This is a genomic window from Arthrobacter sp. 01N444, assembly GCF_056399305.1.
This window is the reverse complement of the sequence record NZ_JBFTRB010000006.1, coordinates 1-18,543: the sequence shown is the minus strand read 5'-3', so window position 1 is coordinate 18,543 and position 18,543 is coordinate 1. Positions and strand designations below refer to the sequence as shown.

Genomic DNA, 18,543 nt, shown 5'->3' with positions numbered 1-18,543 from the left:
CGTTATTTTTCTTCCAGTCCCAGTGCTGCGGCGACGGTGACGACGTCGTTGGAGACCTTGACCGGCTGCACGTCGCTGCCGTCCTCGGTGCGCAGGGCCCACTGCGGGTCCTTGAGGCCGTGACCGGTCACCGTGATCACGATCGTCTTGCCTGCCGGCACCTCCCCGGCCGCGTGCTTCTTGATCAGCCCGGCGACGCCGGCAGCGGAGCCGGGCTCCACGAAAACGCCTTCCCGGGCGGAGAGCCACCGGTGCGCGGACAGGATTTCCTCGTCCGTGACGGCCTCGATCACGCCGCCGGATTCATCCCGGGCCGCCACGGCGGTGTCCCAGGAGGCCGGGTTGCCGATCCGGATGGCGGTGGCAATGGTGTCGGGCTCGGTGATGGGGTGGCCGGCCACGAAGGGTGCCGCCCCTGCGGCCTGGAAGCCCCACATGACGGGTGTCTTGGTGGACACGGCGGGCAGCGACCCGGCGGTGGGCGACTCAAACGCCGCAGCGTATTCCTTGTAGCCCTTCCAGTACGCGCTGATGTTGCCGGCATTGCCCACCGGGAGCACGTGGAAGTCGGGGGCGTCGCCGAGCGAATCCACCACTTCGAAGGCGCCGGTCTTCTGGCCTTCGATCCGGGCCGGGTTGACGGAGTTGACCAGGAACACCGGGTAGGACTCGCCGAGCTTGCGGGCGATGTCGAGGCAGTCGTCGAAGTTGCCGTCCACCTGCAGCAGCGTGGCCCCGTGCGCGACTGCCTGGCTGAGCTTGCCCATGGAGATCTTGCCCTCCGGGACCAGCACCGCGCACTGCAGCCCGGCCGCCGTCGCGTAGGCCGCGGCGGAGGCGGAGGTGTTGCCGGTGGAGGCGCAGACCACGGCCTTGGCGCCGGCAGCCACAGCTGCCGTCATGGCCATTGTCATGCCGCGGTCCTTGAAGGAACCGGTCGGGTTCATGCCTTCGACCTTGAGGTATACGGTGCTGCCGGTCAGCTCGGAGAGGTGGCGGGCGTGCACGAGCGGGGTGCCGCCCTCGCCCAGGCTGATGACCTTGGTCGCTTCCGTGACAGGAAGACGGTCGGCGTATTCGCGGATGACACCGCGCCATTGGTGAGCCACTTAGACTCCTTCTACCCGGAGTACGGATGTGACGGAATTGATGACGTCCAGGCGCCTGACGGCCTCGACGGTTGCTGCAAGTGCGGCTTCGCGTGCACGGTGTGTCACGATCCGCAGCTCGGCCGATTCCACGTTGGAGTCGGCGTCGCGGTGAATGGTCTGCCGCATGATTTCGATGGACACGCCGTGCTCCGCGAAGAGCTGCGCGATCCTGGCCAGGACGCCGGGCTGGTCCGCGACGTCGAGTCCGATGTAGTAGCTGGTGACGGCCGCGTCGATGGGCAGCGATGGCACGTGCCCCGTGGTCGTTTCGGTCCGGCCGGGGCCGCCCAGGACAATGCGGCGGGCCGCGGAGACGAGGTCGCCCAGCACGGCGGACGCCGTCGGGGTGCCGCCGGCACCCTGGCCGTAGAACATGAGCTCCCCGGCGTTCTCGGCTTCGATGAAGACGGCGTTGAAGGCACCGCGGACAGCGGCGAGGGGGTGCTCGCGGGGCAGGAGCGTGGGGTGGACACGGACCGAGACGCCGGTTTTGCCGTCCTCGTCAACCAGTTTCTCGGCAATGGCCAACAGCTTGATGACAAAGCCGGCTTCCTTGGCGGCGGCGATGTCCGCCGCGGTGACCGACGTGATGCCCTCGCACGAGACGTCTTCCAGGGCGAACCGCGTGTGGAAGGACAGTGAGGCGAGGATCGCGGCCTTGGCGGCGGCGTCGTAGCCTTCGATGTCGGCCGTGGGGTCGGCTTCCGCGTAGCCCAGGCGCTGGGCCTCGGCCAGCGCGTCGGCGAATTGCGCGCCGGTGGAGTCCATCTGGTCGAGGATGAAGTTGGTGGTGCCGTTGACAATCCCGAGCACCCGGGTGATCCGGTCGCCGGACAGGCTGTCGCGGATGGGCCGCAGGATGGGGATGGCGCCGGCCACGGCGGCCTCGTAGGACAGCTGCACCCCGGCCTTGTCCGCTTCCTCGTACAGGGTGGGGCCGTCCTGGGCCAGGAGCGCCTTGTTGCCGCTGACAACACAGGCACCGTGCCGCATGGCGGTCAGGATCAGGGTCCGGGCCGGCTCAATGCCGCCCATGAGTTCAATGACGAGGTCGGCGTCCTTGACGAGGACTTCGGCGTCAGTGGTGAACAGCTCCTGCGGCAGCTCGACGTCGCGCTTGGCATCGGGGTTGCGCACCGCGATGCCCTGCAGTTCCAGCCGGGCGCCGGTGCGCGCGGCGAGGGCGTCGGCGTCGTCAATGAGAATCCGCGCAACCTGGGCCCCAACGTTGCCACAGCCCAGGAGGGCCACTTTCAGGGTTCGCAATTCAGACATTCAGACTCCCATGTCGCGGTTGAGCAAATCTTCTTCGGTTTCCCCGCGGACAATGAGCCGGGCAGATCCGTCGCTGACAGCGATAACGCCCGGCCGGGCCAGATAGTTGTAGTTGCTTGACAGGGCCCAGCAGTAGGCGCCGGTCCCCGGTACAGCAAGCAGATCACCGGCTGCCACGTCCTCGGGCAGATATACATCTCTAACAACTATGTCGCCGCTCTCGCAATGTTTGCCCACCACTCGGGACAGCTGCGGCGCCGCGTCGGAGCTCCGCGAGGCGAGAATCGCCGAATAATCCGCGTCGTACAGCACCGGCCGGGGGTTGTCGCTCATCCCGCCGTCCACCGACACATAGCGGCGGGGGTGCGTAACGTCCCCGGCTCCGTCGTCGCCGGCCGCGGCACCAGCCGTGGCCGGGGAATCCACCCGGACGGTCTTGAGCGTGCCGACCTCATACAGCGTAAAGGTGGTGCTTCCGACGATCGCGCGGCCCGGTTCGATCGAAATCCGGGGGGCGGTTATGCCGAGGGCAGCGCATTTGGAACGGACGACGGCGGCCATCGCCTGCGCGATTTCGGCGGCCGGGCGCGGGGTGTCCACGGGGGTGTAGGCGATGCCGTAGCCGCCGCCGAGGTCAAGCTCGGGCAGCACGATGGAGTACTTCGACTGCATCGCTGCCAGGAAGTCCAGCAGCCGCTCGGCGGCGAGGGCGAAGCCGTCCGGTTCGAAGATCTGCGAGCCGATGTGGCAGTGCAGGCCCAGCAGTTCGATGCTGGCGTGCCCGGTGGCCGCGGCCACGGCTTCCTCTGCGGCGGACAGTCCGGCCTGGTCCGTGGAGTCCCCGGCCATGGACAGGCCGAATTTCTGGTCCTCGTGGGCCGTGGCGATGAATTCGTGGGTGTGGGCGTGCACTCCGGGGGTCAGCCGCAGCATCACCCTGGCGGTGTCGCCCCGGTTGGCGGCGATCGCCGCGACGCGTTCGAGCTCATCGAGGCTGTCCACCACGATCCGTCCCAGCTGCATGTCCAGCGCCCGGTGGATTTCGCCGTCGGACTTGTTGTTCCCGTGCAGGGCGACGTCGGCGCCGGGGATGCCGGCGCGGAAGGCCACGGCGAGTTCGCCGCCGGACGCCGTGTCCAGGCGCAGCCCCTCTTCCTCGACCCAGCGGACCACGGAGGTGCACAGGAAGGACTTGCCGGCGTAGTAGACGTCCACTCCCCCGCAAATATCGGCGAAGGCGTCGTTGAAGGCGTCGCTGAACGCCCGGGCCCGGGCCCGGAAGTCGGTCTCGCTCAGCACGAACAGCGGCGTGCCGTACTGGCGCTGAAGCTCACTGACCGTCAGCCCCTCGATGGTGAGCTCGCCGTCGTCGTTGCGCGCAACACCGCCCGCCCACAGCGGTTCGTGGAGGGCATTGAGGTCGGCGGGGACCTCGAGCCAGTCCGGGGCGAGCGGGGACTGTCCTGAATTTGCGGTCATGGCGGTTACATCCGTTCCGGCGCCGAGACGCCCAGCAGTTCCAGTCCGTTGGCCAGCACCTGGCTGGTGGCGTCGTTGAGCCACAGCCTGGTGCGGTTGGTGTCGGTGATGGGTTCCTCGCCCTGCGGCGCCACGCGGCAGGCGTCATACCAGCGGTGGTAGGCGCCGGCGATCACTTCGAGGTGGCGGGCCACGCGGTGCGGCTCGCGCAGCTCAGCGGCCTTGGCCACGATCGAGGGATAGCTGCCCAGGTGCGAGAGCAGCTCGTTTTCGGTGGGGTGCTCCAGCAGGGCGGCGTTGAAGCTGTCTATGCCGTCCACGCGGCGCTCCACGCCGGCGGCCACGGCGTTGCGGGCGGCGCCGCGGGAGCGGGCATGGGCGTACTGGACGTAGAACACCGGGTTTTCGTTGCTGTGCTTCTTCAGCAGCTCCGGGTCCAGCGTCAGCGGCGAATCGGCGGGGAACCGGGCCAGCGAGTACCGGACGGCGTCCTTGCCGAGCCAGGAAATGAGGTCCTTGAGCTCGATGATGTTGCCGGCGCGCTTGGACAGCTTGGCGCCGTTGACGGAGACCAGCTGGCCGATCAGGACCTCGATGTTGATCTCGGGGTCGTCCCCGGCGGCTGCCGCGATGGCCTTGAGCCGGTTGATGTAGCCGTGGTGGTCGGCACCGAGGAGGTAGATCTTCTCGGTGTAGCCGCGGTCCTTCTTGGACAGATAATAGGCGGCGTCGGCGGCGAAGTACGTGGGCTCACCGTTTGCGCGGACCATCACGCGGTCCTTGTCATCGCCGAAGTCGGTGGTGCGCAGCCAGACCGCGCCGCCGTCGTCGAACACGTGGCCCTGTTCGCGCAGGCGGGCGACGGCGTCCTCGATCGCGCCGGCGTCGTGGAGCTCCTGCTCGGAGAAGTAGACATCGAAGTCGACGCCAAACTCGGCCAGCGTCTGCTTGATGTCATGCATCTGCGCCTTGTAGGCGGCGCCCCGGATCACCGGCAGGGCCGCCACTTCGGTGAGTTCGCGGATGTCCGGGTGCTCGGTGAGCACCTCGTGGCCGAGGTCCGCGATGTACTGGCCCGGGTAGCCGCCCTGGGGCACGTCCAGGCCGTGCAGCCTCGCGAACACGGAGTTCGCGAACACGTTCATCTGGGAACCGGCGTCGTTGATGTAGTACTCGGCAGTGACGTCGGCACCGGAGGCCCGGAGGACGCGGGCGATCGCGTCGCCGAGGGCGGCCCAGCGGGTGTGGCCGATGTGCAGCGGGCCGGTGGGGTTGGCCGAGACGAATTCCATGTTGACCACGTGCCCGGCGAGCGCGGTGTTGGTGCCGTAGGCCGCACCGGCCTCGACGATCGCCTTGGCGAGGGCACCGGCGGCAGCGGCGTCCACCGTGATGTTCAGGAAGCCGGGGCCGGCGATGTCCACCGCGGACACGCCGTCGATCGTTTTGAGCCGGGCGCTCAGGACGGACGCGAACTCCCGCGGGTTGGTGCCCGCCGTTTTGGCCAGCTGGAGGGCGACGTTGGTGGCCCAGTCCCCGTGGTCCCTGTTCTTGGGGCGCTCCACGCGCACCTCATCCGGGATGTCGGCCGCGGAGAGGGCTATGTCACCGGCGGCAACGGCGTCCTTCAGGCAGGCGGATATGGCGAGGGAGAGTTCTTCTGGGGTCACAGTTCTAGCCTACCGGTGGGCCCGGAGTGCGGCGGAATCTGGCACCCGGCATGACGGCGGGGCCGGTTACGGGAATACCCAAGGTCTTCGATGCCTCGCACCAAGGGTGAACCGTTACCCTGAATTCAACGTCTGCAACCGTGTCAGTGCCTCCACATTGTTCGCTGTCCGATCCCCGCAAAGAATCGAGTCCCGCATGAATACCGCCTTCCGCAAAAGCGTCCTCGTCGGCATTGCCGGCCTCTCCGTGGCCGGAACTGCGGCTGGCTGCGCCCCTTCTGCGCAGGCCCCGGCCGCAGAGGCCGCGCCGCCCGCAGCTTCCGGGACCGCCGGTGCCGGTTCCTACAAGGACGGCACGTACAGCGCCGACGGGAACTACACCTCCCCCAACGGCACTGAGACCGTGGGCGTGGAGCTGACGCTGGCCGGCGGTGCCGTGTCCGACGTGAAGATCACGCAGCACCCCTCGAATCCGAACACCCGAAAGTTCCAGGGCGAGTTCGCCGGCGGCATCCAGTCCCAGGTTGTTGGCAAGAAGCTCGACGAGATCAAGGTTTCCAAAGTGGCCGGATCCTCGCTGACCAGCGGCGGCTTCAACCAGGCCGTGGCGAAGATCAAGTCACAGGCCCAATAGCGCAACAAGGGAACAGAGGAATCGTGGCGCATCCGGGCTGGGCGCACTTCAGCTTTGACGGGATCGGGACCCGCTGGGAGATTTCCACCCCGTCCCGGCTCTCCGGCGAGCTCCGCCGTGGCCTGCTCGCCACGGTGGCGGAGTACGACGCCGTGTGGTCCCGGTTCCGCCCCGATGCGCTCGTTGCCGACGCAGCCCGGACGCCTGGCCGCCTTGAGCTGCCCGCCGAAGGGGCCGCCCTGGGCGAGCTGTACGGCACCCTGTACCGGCTCACCGGGGGTGCGATGACCCCGCTCATCGGCGGGAGCCTGGAGCGCCTGGGCTACGACGCCACCTACACCCTGCGCCCGGGCGGTGCGCCGCTTCCCGCGCCCCGGTGGGAGGATGCGCTGGACTGGCAGGGCACCGCGCTGACCACCACGGTTCCGGTGGTGATCGACGTCGGCGCGGCCGGAAAGGGCCAGCTGGCCGATCTGCTCTCCGCCCAGCTCCGGGACGGCGGCTGCGCCGGGCATTTCATCGATGCCAGCGGGGACCTGCTGAATCCGGGGCCGGATCCGGTGGCGGTTGCCCTCGAGCACCCCTACGATCCCACCCGGGCAATCGGCACCGTCCAGCTGGGGGCCGGTGCCCTGTGCGCTTCCGCCGCCAACCGGCGCGCCTGGGGCGACGGGTTCCATCATGTCCTGGACGGCACCACGGGAGCGCCGGTGCGTACCGTTGTCGCCAGCTGGGCCATGGCCGGGACCGCGATGGTGGCGGATGCGCTGGCCACTGCGTTGTTCTTTGTCGACGGTCCGCGGCTGGAGCAGGAGTTCGATTGCGCCTGGCTCACGGTTTATGCGGACGGGCACGCGGAATATTCAGCCGACTTCGAAGGGGCCCTGTTCTCATGACTGCCATCACCGCCACCGCCCTCGGTTCGAGGCTGGACACCGCCTTGGGCCGGCTCACGATGTACCGGCTGGTGCTGTGGGTCCTGGCCGTCCTGGCCGGCTACAGCCTGCTGCTCAATGTGCTGGGCTGGCTGACGTTCGGGCTGCCGGAAATGCTGGCCCACCTTGCCCTGTGCCTTGGCCTGACGTACGCCTCCAGCCAGGGGCTGGCCGCACTGTTCCGTGTGCGGCCGCACACGGAGTCCTCACTCATCACCGGCCTGCTGCTGTACTTTCTTTTCTGGCCCAGCGAGCTTTTCTGGCCCAGCCAGCCAACCCAGGGCCTCCAGCTGGCGGAGATCGCCGGCGTCGCCCTGGCCTGCGTACTGGCCTCGGCCTCGAAGTATGCGCTGGCCTGGCGCGGCCGGCACATCTTCAATCCGGCCGCGGCGGGCGCGTTCCTGGCCGGGCTGACCGGGCTCAACATTGCCACCTGGTGGGCCGCGACGCCGGCCATGCTCTGGCTGGTGCTGCCAGGGGTGCTGCTGGTGCTCTACCGGACCCGGAAGTTCGCCATGGCCGCCGTATTCGCCGTGGTTGCCGTGTCCATCGTGGCCGCCGATCTGCTCCAGGCCGGGATGAATCTCCCCGAGGCCCTGTGGCAGACGCTCGCGCAGCGGCCGGTGCTGTTCTTCGTCGGGTTCATGCTCACCGAGCCGCTCACCCTGCCCCCGCGGCGCTGGCAGCAGCTGGCGCTGGCCGCCGTCGTCGGGGCACTGTTTGCCGTCCCCTACAACCTGGGGTTTGTGGCCAACTCCCCCGAGCTGGCGCTGCTCGCGGGCAACGCGCTTGCCTTCGCCGTCGGACAGCGGGGCGGGGTCCGGCTGGCGTTCGTCGCGAGCCGTCCGCTGACGCCCACGACGACGGAATTCAGCTTCCGCCCGGAACGTCCGGTGCGCTTCGCTCCCGGACAGGCCCTGGAGCTGCACCTGCCCCCGGACACGGCCGGCGACGCTGGCGCCGCCAGGGGCGATGGGAAGGGTGATGGCAAGGGAATCCGGCGCGTGTTCAGCCTGACCAGCGCACCCGGAGCCTCCCTGCTGACGATCGGGGTGGGGACGGCCGAGCCGGTGTCCTCAGCCAAGCGATCGCTGCTGTCCCTGGCACCCGGCGCCGGGCTCACCGCCACCACGGTGAGCGGCGACTTCGTCCTGCCCCGGGACCCGGCCACCCCCGTGCTGCTCGTCGCGGCCGGAATCGGGATCACCCCGTATGTGGCCCAGCTGGCCGGGGCGTCGGCCGGAAACCCGGCCGGGGACCGCGACGTTGTCCTGCTGTACCTGGCCAAGAGTGCCGCCGAACTGGGCTACGCCGAGGAGCTCCAGCGCTCGGGGGCGCGCATCGTGGCCCGGCTGGCCGACGGTTCGGCGCCGCCGGCCAACATGGAGGACGCAGGCGCCGGAAGAATTGACGCGGCGGCCCTCAAGGACCTGGTGCCGGACATCGGCGGCCGGGAAGTCTTCATCTCCGGCTCGCCCGCCAGCGTGCGTTCGCTGCGGGCCGCGGCGCGTGGCGCGGGCGCCCGCCGGGTCCATGTGGATACGTTCACCGGCTACTGACGCCGCTACTGAGCGGACCGGCCAATCCGCGGGATCGGCCAAGCTGAGGACCCCGCACATAGGCCGCGTTGGACCGCCACTTGACTCCACAAATGAGCGACCGTTTTCCATGGTTTTCCGTTGGAGGCCACCTTCCTGCTAAGCTCTAGGACGTCCCGCCGGTAACGGCAGGAACCCTGACTGCCCTCGTAGCTCAGGGGATAGAGCGTCTGCCTCCGGAGCAGAAGGTCGTTGGTTCGATTCCAATCGAGGGCACAAAATACCGGCATCGCCGGCAAACCCCGCTGTTTCATTGAAACGGCGGGGTTTTTTTGTGCCCTGAATCCCGCCAAAAGACCGCGGAAATCCAGCGGCTTTGCCCCTGCCGATTGTCGGTGCTCCCTCGTAGGCTGTTTTCATCGGTGGCGGGCTACCCTGCCGGCTCCGAAGCGTGAAGGGGGTCTCACATGTTCTATCCAACTCCGTCCTGTTCCATCGTTCCGCCCTATTTGCTCCGCAGGCTGGCCGCACAGCAAAAGCCGGAGCTCTCCAGGGCCGCCCACGGGGCAAAGCAGGCCCTGCAACACGTCCCGGGGTTCCAGGCCTCCCGCGCAGTGCCCGGGCCCGGCAGCCGCCCGGGCCTGCGGGAGCTCAAGCCGTCCCCGCCGGAACGGACGGTCTACGACGCCAAGTCCACCGAGAAGCTGCCCGGCAGCGTGGTCCGCAAAGAAGGCGAACCGCCCACCGGCGATCCCGCCGCCGACGAGGCCTATGACGGGCTGGGGCACACCCACCGCCTCTACGCCGAGGCCTTCGGACGCAATTCGATCGACGGCAAAGGCCTGCACCTTGATGCCACGGTCCACTACGGCCGCCTGTACGACAACGCATTCTGGGACGGCCAGCAAATGGTCTTCGGCGACGGTGACGGCCAGGTCTTCGGGCGGTTCACGAAATCCCTGAGCGTCATTGGCCACGAGCTCACCCACGGCGTGACCCAGTACTCGGCCGGGCTGGTCTACCGCAACCAGGCCGGCGCCCTGAACGAATCGATGTCCGATGTCTTCGGTGCCCTCGTTGAGCAGTACGTGCGGAAGCAGTCGACGGCGGAGGCCAGCTGGCTGATCGGTGAAGGCCTCTTCACGGACCAGGTGCAGGGGGCCGCCTTGCGTTCCATGAAGGCTCCGGGAACGGCATACGACGACGACGTGCTCGGCAAAGACCCGCAGCCGGACTCGATGGACGGCTACGTGCGCACAAGCGCGGACAACGGCGGCGTGCACATCAACTCCGGCATCCCCAACCGCGCGTTCTGCCTGGTGGCCACCGCCCTCGGCGGCAATGCCTGGGACGCACCGGCACAGATCTGGTACGAGACCCTGACGGGCGGCAAGCTGTCCCCCACCGCCACGTTCGGTGCCTTCGCCAAGGCAACAGCCGCCTCTGCCAAGGAGCTTTTCGGCGAGGATTCCAAGGAACATGACGCCGTGCGCTCCGCGTGGGAAACTGTGAAGGTCAAGCTCCCGGGAGCCCGACGATAAGCCCAGGCCCCTGCAGATCCGAGTCCGATGAAGGTCCGAGTCCGATGAAGATAACTGTCCAGCGCAGTGGCGGCGTGGCCGGAATGAAAAGGACGTGGACCGTCCGGCCCGAGCCGCCCGAGGACACCGACCGGTGGCAGCCGCTGATTGAGGCCTGCCCCTGGGACGACGTCGCCGGGACCAGCGGGACATCCGGCCAGCCGGACCGGTTCATGTACAGCATCCGGGCCGATCAACGGCGGGCGGTCCTGCCCGAGCGTGAACTGACGGGCCCGTGGCGCGACCTCGTCGAATGCGCACGGGCCGCGGCCGAGGAATCGGCGCCGCCGGGCTTTGCCTAGACGCTCCTGCCGGGCCGGGGCCCGCTACGCCGTGGCCAGGTGCCCGCGGAACGTGCGCCGGTAGGACTGCGGGCTGGTGTCCAGCGCCTTCGTAAAGTGGTGCCGCAACAGGACCGAATGTCCGAAGCCGGATTCCCTCGCGATTTCGTCGATATTGAGCTCCGTGGTTTCCAGCAGCTCCTGGGCACGGAGCACCCGTTGGGAATTGAGCCAGGCCGCCGGGGTGGCCCCCGTTTCCGCACGGAAGCGCCGCGCAAATGTCCGCGGCGACATATGGACCCTGGCCGCCAGCTCGTTGACTGCGTGTTCCTCGTCCAGGTGCCGGACCATCCACTGCAGCAGCTGCTCCATGGGTTCCGAGCCGCACTGCGGAATGGGCCGGTCGATGTATTGGGCCTGGCCGCCGTCCCGGTGCGGAGGGACCACCATGTCCCGGGCGATGGCGGCGGCCACCTTGGCGCCGAACTCCACGCGGACCAGGTGCAGGCAGGCATCGATCCCCGCGGCCGTGCCGGCACTCGTGATGATCCGGCCGTCCTCGACGTAGAGGACATTTTCATCCACCAGCACGGCCGGGTATCGGCTGGCCAGTTCCTGGGAGTAATGCCAGTGCGTGGTGCATCGGCGGCCATCGAGCAGGCCTGCCCGGGCCAGGGCAAAGGCACCGGAACAAATGGACATCACCCAGGCGCCCCGGGCATGGGCCGCCCGCAGCGCCTCCAAGACGGATTCGGGAACGTCCTCGTCCCGGCCGTACGGCGCCATCACCACCAGGTCGGCGTCGGCAGTTGCTTCCAGCCCGAGACCGACGTGCATGGACAGGCCGGACTTGAGCGGGACGTCGCCCGGCTCGGGCGCGCAGACGCGGAAATCGAACGCGGGCACGCCGTTTCCGCGGTCCGAGCGGTCGATGCCGAAGACCTCGAAAGCCGTCGCGAACTCGAAGATCGAGAAGTTGGGAACCACGATCATTGCCACTGATTTGATCATGATTTCATCCTGACAGAACAGTGGCAGAAATTATAGCTTTTTGGGCATTTCTGCCACTTCTTTTAGTTCTTGGACCGGAGAACCATAGAGGTATGGAACTCCTCGGAATCGCCGTCATCGTCCTGATCATCGCCGGCCTCGCAGCCACCATCTCCGCCCTGCGGAAGGACGGCCTCGGTCACACCCCGCCCGTCCGCTCGGAAGAGTACTGGATGGCCCGGGACCTGCCGAGCGTCAACTACACCCTGCGGAACTTCTAAGTCCGCGCACGTTTTGCCCACACGCCCATCGGGCCCGGCTCATCAAGCCGGGCCCTCACTATGCGCCGGGCCTGAAGCAGCAACGGAACAGCCCGGCTGCAGCAACCGGACCCGATAGTAGGACCGCACAGCCGCCGCCACCCCAGCGGACAGTCCACCCCAGTAGACTGTCTCCAGCCATGACATTGCATATTTCCTACCCCGCCGAGCTGCCGGTCTCCGAGCGCCGCGAAGATCTTATGGCCGCCATCGCGGCCAACCAGGTGACCATCATCGCCGGCGAGACCGGCTCGGGTAAGACCACCCAGATCCCCAAGATGTGCCTTGAGCTCGGCCTGGGCGAGAACGGGCTGATCGGCCACACCCAGCCCCGCCGTCTCGCTGCCCGCACCGTGGCCGAGCGCATCGCGGAGGAACTCGGCGTCGAAATCGGCCAGGAAGTCGGTTTCCAGGTCCGCTTCACCGGTGAGGTCAGCCGGTCCACCAAGGTCAAACTCATGACCGACGGCATCCTGCTGGCGGAGATCCAGCGCGACAGGCTGCTGCGGAAGTACAACGCCATCATCATTGACGAGGCGCACGAGCGCAGCCTCAACATCGACTTCATCCTCGGCTACCTCAAGCGCATCCTGCCGCAGCGCCCGGACCTGAAGATCATCATCACCTCGGCCACCATCGATCCGGAGCGCTTCGCCAAGCACTTCGGCAGCGACGAGGAGCCCTCCCCCATCATCGAGGTGTCGGGCCGGACCTTTCCGGTGGAAATCCGCTACCGGCCGCTTTCCCAGCCGGCCGGCGGCGCCGAAGATGGAGCCGGAGAAGGTGCCGCGGCGGACGACGAACTCGAGGAGGACCGCGACCCGCTCGATGCGGTGTGCGACGCCGTCGACGAGCTCGCCTTGGAAGCCCACGGCGACATCCTGATCTTCTTCTCCGGCGAGCGCGAAATCCGCGACGCGGCGGAGGCCCTCAACGCCCGCATCCAGTCCAACCGGCGCCTCGCGGGCACCGAGGTCCTTCCCCTCTTCGCCCGGTTGAGCCTGCAGGAGCAGCACAAGGTTTTCCACCCCGGCAGCAAGCGCCGGATCGTACTTGCCACCAACGTCGCCGAAACCTCGCTGACGGTCCCCGGCATCAAGTACGTGATCGACACCGGCACGGCCCGGATCTCGCGCTACTCGCACCGGACCAAGGTCCAGCGCCTGCCGATTGAGCGCGTCTCCCAGGCTTCGGCCAACCAGCGCTCGGGCCGCTGCGGCCGCGTTTCCGACGGTATCGCGATCCGGCTGTACTCCGAGGAGGACTTCGAGTCGCGGCCGCTGTTCACGGATCCGGAGATCCTGCGCACCAACCTCGCGGCCGTCATCCTGCAGATGACCGCCATGGGCGTGGCCCGTGGACCGAAGGACGTGGAGAACTTCCCGTTCGTCGAGCCGCCGGATTCGCGCGCCATCAACGACGGCGTCAGTCTCCTGCGCGAGCTCGGCGCCCTGACCGCCGCGCGGCAGGAGCCAACGGACGACGGCGGGCAGCGCGACGGCGGGCAGCGCCGCGGTTCCGGCCGTCCCGGAAGCGGGCTCACCGCCGTCGGGCAGCAGCTGGCCCAGCTGCCGGTGGACCCCAGGCTCGGCCGGATGATCGTGGAGTCCGGAAAGCGGGGCTGTGTCCGGGAGGTCATGATCCTGGCCGCCGCGCTCACCATCCAGGACCCGCGCGAGCGTCCAACAGACAAGCAGCAGCTCGCCGCGGAGAAGCACGCCCGCTTCCGGGACGAGAACTCGGATTTCACCGGTTACCTGAACCTGTGGAACTACCTGCAGGAGAAGCAGCAGGAACTGTCCTCCACGGCGTTCCGCCGGCTCTGCCGCAACGAGTTCATCAACTACCTGCGGGTCAGGGAGTGGCAGGACCTGTTCGCCCAGCTCCGCCAGCTGGCCCGCCCGCTGGGCATCAGCCTGGACAACAAGCGCCTTGCCGATCCGGTGGGCAACCACGACGGCATCCACATCAGCCTGCTCTCGGGGCTGCTGAGCCACGTCGGCATCCTCGACGAGCGCAAGCGCGAGTACGCCGGAGCCCGCGGCAGCCGCTTCGCGATTTTCCCGGGTTCGGCACTGTTCAAGAAGTCACCCACGTTCGTGATGGCCGCCGAGCTCGTGGAGACGAGCCGGCTCTGGGCCCGCGTCGCGGCGAAGTTCGATCCGCTCTGGGCCGAACAGGTGGCCCCCGACCTGGTCAAGCGCAGTTACAGCGAGCCGCGCTGGTCCAAGAAGATGGGCGCGGTGATGGCCCACGAAAAGGTCACGCTGTACGGCGTGCCCATCATCCCGAGCCGGCGGATCAACTACGGCAAGGTGGATCCGGAGCTCTGCCGCGAGCTCTTCATCCGGCATGCCCTGGTTGAAGGCGACTGGCAGACCCACCACAAGTTCTTCCACCGCAACCGCGCGCTGCTGCACGAAGTCGAGGAACTCGAGGCCCGGATGCGGCGCCGCGACATCCTGGTGGACGACGAGACACTCTTCGAGTTCTACGACGCCCGGATCGGCGCGGAGGTCGTCTCGGAGCGGCACTTCGACAAGTGGTGGAAGGACGCACGGCAGCAGGATCCCACGCTGCTCGACTTCGACCAGTCCCTGCTGATCAGCGAGGACGCCGCGGCCCTGGACGATTCGGCCTATCCCAAGACCTTGTTGCACAAGGGCTTCGAGCTGCCGCTGAGCTACGAGTTCCACCCCGTGGCGCCCGGTTCGCCGCCAAATCCATCCGACGGCGTCACCGCCGAGGTGCCGGTGCTGTTCCTGAACCAGCTCGACGATGCCGCGTTCCGCTGGCTGATCCCCGGGCAGCGCGTGGAACTCGTCACGGCGCTGATCAAGTCGCTGCCGAAGCAGATCCGCAAGAACTTTGTTCCTGCCCCGGACGTGGCCCGCCAGGCCGTCGCGGCACTGGAAGCGGACTTCGATCCCGCCACGGACGAGCTCGAACCGTCGCTGGAACTGGTGCTGCGCCGGATCCGCGGACAGGTCATTCCGCCGGGCTCCTGGAACTGGGACGCCGTCCCGTCGCATTTGCGGGTCAGCTTCCGCGTGGTGGATTCCCGCGGCAAGTTGCTGGATGAGGGCAAGGACCTGACCGCGCTGCAGGAGCGGCTGGCCCCGGCCACCCGCCGGGCCATCGCGGAATCCCTCGGTGCCACCCCGGGCACCACGGGACCCCAATCCAAGGGAAATGCAGCGGCGAAGGCGAAAGCCGGCGCGAACGGCAAGGATGGCGCGCGTTCATCACGGGCCGGCGCGTCCCCGTCGGCGGCCCTGGCCGCTGCCGCAGCCGCGGCGCCGGGCGGCTTCACCGAAATGTCCGGGCTCAAGGACTGGACCTTTGGAACCGTCCAACGCCAGGTCCAGGGAACCGTTGGCGGGCACACCGTCACCGGCTATCCGGCCCTGGTGGACGAGGGAACGTCCGTGGCGCTGCGGCTGTTCCAGACGCCGTCGGAACAGCAGGAAGCCATGCGCGGCGGGGTCATCCGGCTCCTGGCCCTGAAAGTGCCGCCGCCGGACCGCTATGTCCTGGAGCACCTGAACAACACCGAGAAACTGACGTTCAGCCAGAACCCGCATGGTTCCGTGGCCGCGCTGATCGCCGACTGCGCCCTGGCCGCCATCGACAAACTCACGCCGGCCCCGCTGCCGTGGGACGAGGGATCGTTCAAGGCGCTCTACGAGAGCGTCCGGGCGGAGCTGATCGACACCGTCTTTACTGTCACCGCCGTCGTCGAACGCATCCTGGCCAGCACCCGGCGGATCGAAAAGCAGCTCAAGGGCACCACGAGCCTGGCCCTGATCAGCGCGCTCAACGACGTCAAGAGCCAGCTCGAGCAGCTGGTGTACCCGGGTTTCGTGGCACGCACGGGCTACGCCCAGCTCAGCCAGCTGCCCCGCTACCTCACGGCCATCGAAAAGCGCCTCGAGAAGCTGCCGGGCAACGTGCAGCGGGACGCCCAGCACATGGCCGCGGTCCAGGCCCTGGAGGACGACTACGACGACGCCGTGTCCGCGCTGCTGCCCGGGCGGCGGGCGGGCGCGGAGTTAACCCACGTGCGCTGGATGATCGAGGAACTGCGGGTGAGCCTCTTCGCCGTCGAACTCGGGACCGCCTATTCGGTGTCCGAAAAGCGTATCCGGGCCGCCCTTAACAAAGTGCTGGCGCCGGCGTAGACCCCTGAGGGTGCTGCGCCGGCGCCAGCACTGGCGGCCGGGCCTGTCCGGGCGGGACCTAGGCGGCCGGGACGTGCTCCGCGTGGCCGGCCGTGCGGAGGCCTTCGCGGAGCTTCTCCGCGTTGGCGTCCAGCCTGGCCGGATCCGGGTGCTGGTCCACGGAGCCGAAATCAAAGTCCGCCATTGAGTTCGATGGCCACACGTGGACGTGCATGTGGTTGATTTCGTAGCCGGCCACGATCAGCCCGGCCCGGGCGGCGTCGAACACCTCCACCTGGACCGCGCCGATCTTGCGGGCAACCTCCATGACCCGGCCGAGGACCTCGGGCGAGGCATCCGTCCAGCGGTCCACTTCCTCGGTGGGCACCACGAGGGTGTGGCCGTCGGCCAGCGGGCCCATGGTCAGGAACGCCACGACGCCGTCCTCGCGCCAGACGAAGCGGCCCGGGATCTCGCCGTTGATGATTTTGGTGAAGAGAGTGCTCATGCGTCCGCCTTTTCTGCCGGGGACCCCAGGGTACTGACGTCCAGGACAAAACGGTACTTGACGTCGCCTGCCACCATGCGGTCGTAGGCTTCGTTGAGCTGGTCCGCGCCGACCACCTCAACGTCGGACACCACGCCGTGCTCGGCGCAGAAGTCCAGCATCTCCTGCGTCTCGGCGATGCCGCCGATCAGCGAACCCGCATAGGCGATCCTGCGCCGGATCAGCACCCCGGGGTTGACGGGCGGCATCGCTTCGGCGGGCAGGCCCAGCTGGAACAGCACACCGTCCAGGCCCAGCGTGCGGAAGTAGGGGTTGAGGTCGTGCGGTGCGGCGACGGTGTCGATGATGACGTCGATACTGCGGTTCGCGGCTTCCATCGCGGCCGGGTCGGTGGAGAGGATGACGTCGTCGGCGCCCAGCTCGCGCGCTGCGGCGAACTTGTTCTCCGACGTCGTGAAGACCTTGACCTCGGCCCCCATGGCCTTGGCGATCTTGACGGCCATATGGCCGAGACCGCCCAGTCCGACGACGCCGACGACGTCGCCTTCCTCGACTTCGAAGTGGTTCAGGGGCGAATATGTGGTGATGCCGGCGCACAGCAGGGGCGCCGCGGCGGCGGGGTCCAGTGCTTCCGGCACCCGCAGGACATAGTGGCGGTCCACCACGATCGACGTGGCATACCCACCCTGGGTGATGGCGCCGTCGTTGCGGGCATCCTTCGCCCCGTAGGTTCCCACCGCGGCGTTTTCGCAGTACTGCTCGAGGCCGTCCAGGCAGCTGTCGCACTCGCGGCAGGAGTCCACGATGCAGCCCACGCCCACGCGCTCACCCACCGTGAAGTCGTCGACGGCGGAACCGAGCCGGGTGACCCGGCCGACGATCTCGTGGCCCGGGATCAACGGGTAGGTGTCGCCGCCCCATTCGCCCCGGGTGGCGTGCACGTCCGAGTGGCACAGTCCGCAGAATTCGACGGCGATCTCGACGTCGTCCGCCTTCGGCGCCCGTCGGGACACGGTCAAGGGAACGAGCCCGCTGTCCGGTGAGGTGGCACCATACGCAGCAGCGAGTGTGGGGCCGGCGTTCTGCGCGGCGCTGTCCGCGGTGGCGGATTTGGTGTCTGTGGTGTTCAAATCCGGCAACGGCTTGGCAAGGGGCGGGGGTACGGGACGTCCAGGTGTCATACGTTGACGCTACCCCCGGTCCCGGGATGTATTCCACTTTGGGGTGGCTCGCTGGCGAGGGCTCGTCGTTCAGGTCGGGCACGTTGCCCAACTGGTCGAGCGTCAACGAACCGGGGGCACCCTGGGGACGCCGTCCGAGCAACCGGCCGGAAGGCCGGACACTCAACTGCGTCCAAGACTTCCGCACCGACAGCCTCCATCATTCGCTAACGAATTGGCCGCCGCCGGGCAGTTGGCACCCGGGGCGGACCTCTGTGGCCATTATTGTCGGGGGTCCCTGAAACACTGGATTCATGGACGGCAATCAGGGGCCCGAAGTGGCTTCGGCAGGACACGGCGACGGTGGCCTGAGTCGCGCCGGGAGCGGCGCGGCCGCCGGGCCCGTGGGCTTAGGCTGTCCGCCCACGGACAGTGCCGGGATCATTGACCGGATCCGGGAACTGGAAGACTGGAAATCCGCCGCGTCCGCGGAACAGGCCCGGCTCGCCGTGGCCTTCGACCTGCTCCAACGCCGCGAACAAGCCCGGCTCGGGGTCCCGCCCGAGAATCTCGGCGCCGGGATCGGCGCGCAGATCGCCCTGGCCCGGCACGAATCCCCCGCCAGGGGCGGCCGGCTCCTGGGCCTGGCCAAAGCCCTCGTCACCGAGATGCCGCACACCCTCACCGCCCTGGAAACCGGGCAGCTGAACGAATGGCGCGCCACCCTGCTCGTGCGCGAAACCGCGTGCCTGAGCGCCGCGGACCGGGCCGCCGTCGACGCCGACCTCGCCGCCGACGCCGGGACGTTCGCCGGGGCCGGTGACCGGTCCCTGGTCGCCGCGGCCCGGGCCGCCGCGTACCG

14 protein-coding genes, 1 tRNA gene and 1 pseudogene are annotated in these 18,543 nt (G+C 68.2%); 9 read left to right on the top strand and 7 right to left on the bottom strand.

Features of this window, described 5'->3' with window-relative positions; translation table 11 throughout:
• Positions 1-2 precede the first annotated feature (2 nt).
• The 4 genes from thrC to argS are packed head-to-tail and all read right to left on the bottom strand — an operon-like array spanning position 3 to position 5,575.
• Positions 3-1,109, bottom strand: a complete 1,107-nt coding sequence (gene thrC / locus AC1DKN_RS09050) for a threonine synthase (protein WP_028276075.1) — start codon at positions 1,107-1,109, stop codon at positions 3-5.
• Complete coding sequence (locus AC1DKN_RS09045; protein ID WP_476871073.1) at positions 1,110-2,426, bottom strand: homoserine dehydrogenase; 1,317 nt, start codon at positions 2,424-2,426, stop codon at positions 1,110-1,112. It lies immediately after the preceding gene.
• Positions 2,427-3,905, bottom strand: coding sequence for a diaminopimelate decarboxylase (gene lysA / locus AC1DKN_RS09040; protein WP_476871072.1), 1,479 nt, complete (start codon positions 3,903-3,905; stop codon positions 2,427-2,429).
• Between the two features lie 5 nt (positions 3,906-3,910).
• Positions 3,911-5,575 carry an arginine--tRNA ligase gene (gene argS / locus AC1DKN_RS09035; protein ID WP_476871071.1) on the bottom strand — a complete coding sequence of 555 codons (1,665 nt, stop codon included), beginning with the start codon at positions 5,573-5,575 and terminating at the stop codon, positions 3,911-3,913.
• Positions 5,576-5,771: 196 nt separating this feature from the next.
• Between argS and AC1DKN_RS09030 the strand changes: the two genes are divergently transcribed.
• From AC1DKN_RS09030 to AC1DKN_RS09005, 6 genes are all read left to right on the top strand, one after another.
• Entirely contained in the window at positions 5,772-6,209 is a 438-nt protein-coding gene (locus AC1DKN_RS09030; RefSeq protein WP_476871070.1) for an FMN-binding protein, read from the top strand.
• A gap of 23 nt (positions 6,210-6,232) precedes the next feature.
• A complete protein-coding gene (locus tag AC1DKN_RS09025; protein WP_476871069.1) occupies positions 6,233-7,105 on the top strand; it encodes an FAD:protein FMN transferase in 873 nt (290 codons plus the stop codon).
• Complete coding sequence (locus tag AC1DKN_RS09020; protein WP_476871068.1) at positions 7,102-8,703, top strand: FAD-dependent oxidoreductase; 1,602 nt, start codon at positions 7,102-7,104, stop codon at positions 8,701-8,703. Before AC1DKN_RS09025 ends, AC1DKN_RS09020 begins: the two co-directional genes overlap by 4 nt.
• Before the next feature lie 182 nt (positions 8,704-8,885).
• Positions 8,886-8,958 (top strand) — tRNA-Arg (locus AC1DKN_RS09015).
• 191 nt (positions 8,959-9,149) lie between these two features.
• Positions 9,150-10,223, top strand: coding sequence for a M4 family metallopeptidase (locus AC1DKN_RS09010; protein WP_476871067.1), 1,074 nt, complete (start codon positions 9,150-9,152; stop codon positions 10,221-10,223).
• 44 nt (positions 10,224-10,267) lie between these two features.
• The gene (locus AC1DKN_RS09005) at positions 10,268-10,564 is read left to right on the top strand and encodes a protealysin inhibitor emfourin (protein ID WP_230007827.1); all 297 of its coding nucleotides are present in this window, start codon (positions 10,268-10,270) and stop codon (positions 10,562-10,564) included.
• Between the two features lie 24 nt (positions 10,565-10,588).
• On the opposite strand, the gene AC1DKN_RS09000 is transcribed toward AC1DKN_RS09005, so the two are convergent.
• Complete coding sequence (locus AC1DKN_RS09000) at positions 10,589-11,554, bottom strand: GlxA family transcriptional regulator (RefSeq protein ID WP_079554497.1); 966 nt, start codon at positions 11,552-11,554, stop codon at positions 10,589-10,591.
• Between the two features lie 92 nt (positions 11,555-11,646).
• Here AC1DKN_RS09000 and AC1DKN_RS08995 point away from each other — a divergent pair, with 92 nt between their 5' ends.
• Both AC1DKN_RS08995 and hrpA read left to right on the top strand, forming a co-directional pair.
• Complete coding sequence (locus AC1DKN_RS08995) at positions 11,647-11,814, top strand: hypothetical protein (protein ID WP_230007826.1); 168 nt, start codon at positions 11,647-11,649, stop codon at positions 11,812-11,814.
• Between the two features lie 179 nt (positions 11,815-11,993).
• A complete protein-coding gene (hrpA, locus tag AC1DKN_RS08990; RefSeq protein WP_476871066.1) occupies positions 11,994-16,034 on the top strand; it encodes an ATP-dependent RNA helicase HrpA in 4,041 nt (1,346 codons plus the stop codon).
• Between the two features lie 58 nt (positions 16,035-16,092).
• Here hrpA and AC1DKN_RS08985 read toward each other — a convergent pair whose 3' ends face one another.
• Both AC1DKN_RS08985 and AC1DKN_RS08980 read right to left on the bottom strand, forming a co-directional pair.
• A complete protein-coding gene (locus AC1DKN_RS08985) occupies positions 16,093-16,521 on the bottom strand; it encodes an HIT family protein (protein WP_476858844.1) in 429 nt (142 codons plus the stop codon).
• Complete coding sequence (locus AC1DKN_RS08980; RefSeq protein WP_476871065.1) at positions 16,518-17,702, bottom strand: NAD(P)-dependent alcohol dehydrogenase; 1,185 nt, start codon at positions 17,700-17,702, stop codon at positions 16,518-16,520. Before AC1DKN_RS08980 ends, AC1DKN_RS08985 begins: the two co-directional genes overlap by 4 nt.
• Before the next feature lie 293 nt (positions 17,703-17,995).
• On the opposite strand from AC1DKN_RS08980, the pseudogene AC1DKN_RS08975 reads away from it, so the two are divergent.
• Positions 17,996-18,543 (top strand): annotated as a pseudogene (locus AC1DKN_RS08975) (HNH endonuclease); the annotation flags it as partial.

Coding starts and splice junctions, on each gene's coding strand:
- AC1DKN_RS09010 (WP_476871067.1), top strand. CDS start 9,150: ATGTTCTATCCAACTCCGTCCTGTTCCATCGTTCCGCCCTATTTGCTC.
- AC1DKN_RS08985 (WP_476858844.1), bottom strand. CDS start 16,521: ATGAGCACTCTCTTCACCAAAATCATCAACGGCGAGATCCCGGGCCGC.
- AC1DKN_RS09020 (WP_476871068.1), top strand. CDS start 7,102: ATGACTGCCATCACCGCCACCGCCCTCGGTTCGAGGCTGGACACCGCC.
- AC1DKN_RS09005 (WP_230007827.1), top strand. CDS start 10,268: ATGAAGATAACTGTCCAGCGCAGTGGCGGCGTGGCCGGAATGAAAAGG.
- AC1DKN_RS08980 (WP_476871065.1), bottom strand. CDS start 17,702: ATGACACCTGGACGTCCCGTACCCCCGCCCCTTGCCAAGCCGTTGCCG.
- AC1DKN_RS09030 (WP_476871070.1), top strand. CDS start 5,772: ATGAATACCGCCTTCCGCAAAAGCGTCCTCGTCGGCATTGCCGGCCTC.
- AC1DKN_RS09000 (WP_079554497.1), bottom strand. CDS start 11,554: ATGATCAAATCAGTGGCAATGATCGTGGTTCCCAACTTCTCGATCTTC.
- AC1DKN_RS09045 (WP_476871073.1), bottom strand. CDS start 2,426: ATGTCTGAATTGCGAACCCTGAAAGTGGCCCTCCTGGGCTGTGGCAAC.
- AC1DKN_RS08995 (WP_230007826.1), top strand. CDS start 11,647: ATGGAACTCCTCGGAATCGCCGTCATCGTCCTGATCATCGCCGGCCTC.
- lysA (WP_476871072.1), bottom strand. CDS start 3,905: ATGACCGCAAATTCAGGACAGTCCCCGCTCGCCCCGGACTGGCTCGAG.
- hrpA (WP_476871066.1), top strand. CDS start 11,994: ATGACATTGCATATTTCCTACCCCGCCGAGCTGCCGGTCTCCGAGCGC.